Source organism: Thermodesulfovibrionales bacterium (assembly GCA_035622735.1).
Lineage (GTDB): Bacteria > Nitrospirota > Thermodesulfovibrionia > Thermodesulfovibrionales > UBA9159 > DASPUT01.
In genome coordinates, this window is record DASPUT010000195.1 from 1 (window position 1) to 2,612 (window position 2,612).

Annotated in this window: 3 protein-coding genes; 2 read left to right on the plus strand and 1 reads right to left on the minus strand. The window is 56.2% G+C overall.

All coding sequences use genetic code 11. From position 1 onward, the window contains the following. A partial coding sequence (locus VEI96_10440) for a 3-methyl-2-oxobutanoate dehydrogenase subunit beta (protein ID HXX58407.1) occupies positions 1-460 on the minus strand: 460 nt, incomplete at its 3' end. A 65-nt stretch (positions 461-525) separates the two neighbouring features. Here VEI96_10440 and glyQ point away from each other — a divergent pair. Then, positions 526-1,416, plus strand: coding sequence for a glycine--tRNA ligase subunit alpha (gene glyQ, locus VEI96_10445; GenBank protein HXX58408.1), 891 nt, complete (start codon positions 526-528; stop codon positions 1,414-1,416). Positions 1,417-1,421: 5 nt separating this feature from the next. Continuing rightward, a partial coding sequence (glyS, locus tag VEI96_10450) for a glycine--tRNA ligase subunit beta (GenBank protein ID HXX58409.1) occupies positions 1,422-2,612 on the plus strand: 1,191 nt, incomplete at its 3' end.

Here is a 2,612-nt window from a genome sequence, read left to right on the forward strand (position 1 = left end):
AGAGCATCGTGATGTCCCAGAGTTCCTGGAGGTTGTACGGCGCATAGACAAGGAGCCGGTAGTCGCCGTGGCCCCCGCCCTTTACGGTCTGGAAATAGTCGGCCTGACTGCCCGAGATGTTTCCGAGCCCCGGACCTCCCCGCTCCATATTGACGATTACAGCCGGCAATTCCGAACCGGCAAGGTAGGATATGCCTTCCTGTTTCAGACTGATGCCGGGGCTACTCGAAGAGGTCATCGCGCGGGCACCGCACGCGGCCGCCCCGTAAACCATATTTATCGCAGCCAGTTCGCTCTCTGCCTGAATGAAGACACCCTCGACCTCGGGCATCCTCCACGACATATATTCGGGGATTTCATTCTGCGGGGTTATGGGGTAACCGGCATAGAAACGGCATTCGGCCCGGATGGCTGCTTCGGCGATCGCTTCGTTGCCCTTCATGAAGAGCTTCACGGTCATATCTAAAAAATTATACCACATTTGACAAATCTCAAATCTTTCCATTATGCTTTTCTTTCAACGCGATGAACTTCCAGGAAATCATACTCAAGCTTCATGAATTCTGGGCAAAGAAAGGCTGTGTGCTCCTTCAGCCCTATGATATGGAAGTCGGCGCAGGGACGTTCCACCCAGCCACGTTTTTCAGGGTCCTCGGCCCGGAGCCGTGGAAGGTTGCTTATGTTGAGCCTTCGAGGAGGCCGACTGACGGCAGATACGGGGAAAACCCCAACCGGCTGCAGCACTACTATCAGTTTCAGGTTATCCTGAAACCCTCTCCCCTCGAGAGCCAGGAGCTCTACATCGAGAGCCTCACCCATCTCGGCATAGACCCCTTGAAGCACGATATCAGATTCGTTGAGGACGACTGGGAATCTCCGACCCTCGGCGCGTGGGGCCTCGGATGGGAGGTATGGCTCGACGGGATGGAGATCACGCAGTTCACCTATTTCCAGCAGGTCGGCGGCATCGACCTGAAACCGGTATCGATCGAGATCACCTACGGGCTCGAGAGAATCGCTATGTACCTCCAGGAAGTCGATAACGTATACAACCTCGACTGGGGCAACGGCATCAAGTACGGCGATGTCCATCACCGGAGCGAGGTGGAGTTCTCGCAATACAACTTTGATTTTGCCGATACGGAATTGCTCATGAAGCAGTTCGAATCATACGAGAGGGAGGCGAAGAGACTGTCCAGTCTCGGGCTCGTTCTTCCCTCATACGAGTTCTGCCTCAAGTGTTCCCATACCTTCAACCTCCTCGATGCGCGGGGAGCGTTCTCCGTGACCGAGAGGACCGGATATATCGCGCGAGTACGGGCGATCGCGAAGCTCTGCGCCGAGGCGTTCTACAAACAGAGGGAAGAGATGGGCTTCCCGCTCCTCAGGGCCGATATGAAGGACGAGAAGAGGTAACAGAGATGGCAGAAGCTCCGGATAAGATATCGCTCCTCTTAGAGATAGGGACAGAGGAGATCCCTGCGCGGTTCCTCCCCCCCGCCATTCAGTTTCTGAAGGAGAAGGCGGCAGCGTTCCTGAGCGACTACTCTGTGGAGTTCTCGGGAATCAGGACGTACGGGACACCGCGAAGGCTTGCCCTCCTCGTTGACGGTATCCCGCATCTCCAGAAGGACAGGGTGAGAGAGGTCTTCGGACCGCCGAAGAAGGCGGCTTTCGACGGCGCCGGAAATCCCTCTCAGGCTGCAATCGGTTTTGCTGCTTCGCAGGGCGTCGATGTCTCCGCTCTCCAGATACGGAAGAAGGAAAAGGGAGAGTATATCGCAGCCGTAATCGAAGAGAAGGGAAGAGCCGTCAAAGAGGTCCTGCCGGAGATCCTCGAAAAGGTGGTCCGTTCACTCTCCTTCCCGAAGTCGATGCGCTGGGGTGACGGAAATCTCAGGTTCGTGAGACCGATACACTGGATGCTCGCCGTCTATGGCGCGGACGTCGTCCCCTTCGCCGTCGATGGTATCATGAGTTCCAATCTGACGAAGGGGCACCGGTTTCTCTCCCCTGGCTCCTTTGTCCTGAAGGATATCGTTACGTATATCAACCTCATGGAGAATAACTACGTAATCGTTGATCAGGAGGCCAGACAGAGAAAGATTACCGAAGGCATAACGCGTCTCTCGGGATCCGTGGAGGGAGTGCCGGTGTCGGACGAAGCCCTCCTCGCGACCGTGACATACCTTACCGAATACCCTGTCCCTTTCCTCTGCGAGTTCCCCCCGAAATACCTCGGGCTCCCGAAGGAACTCCTCATCACGGTCATGAGGGACCATCAGAAATTCTTCGCCGTTGAGGACGGAAGCGGGAGGCTCAAGAACCATTTCATCGTCGTCTCGAATACGAAGGAGGAGAATGCCGGGACGGTGAAGGCCGGCGCCGAACGGGTCATAAAGGCGCGGTTCGAAGATGCGCGCTTTTACTATGAGGAAGACCTCGGGAAGCCGCTCCATGCGAGGATAGTAGAGATGAAGCGGGTGACCTTCCATGACAGGCTCGGGAGCCTCTACGACAAAACAGAGAGGGTCGTTAAGATAGCCTCTTTCCTCGCTTCACGGCTCTGCCCGGAAAAACGGGAGACCATCGAACGGGCGGCCCTGCTCTCG

Excerpts from the sequence above, each read along its gene's own strand:
- glyQ (HXX58408.1), top strand. The coding sequence starts at position 526 with ATGAACTTCCAGGAAATCATACTCAAGCTTCATGAATTCTGGGCAAAG.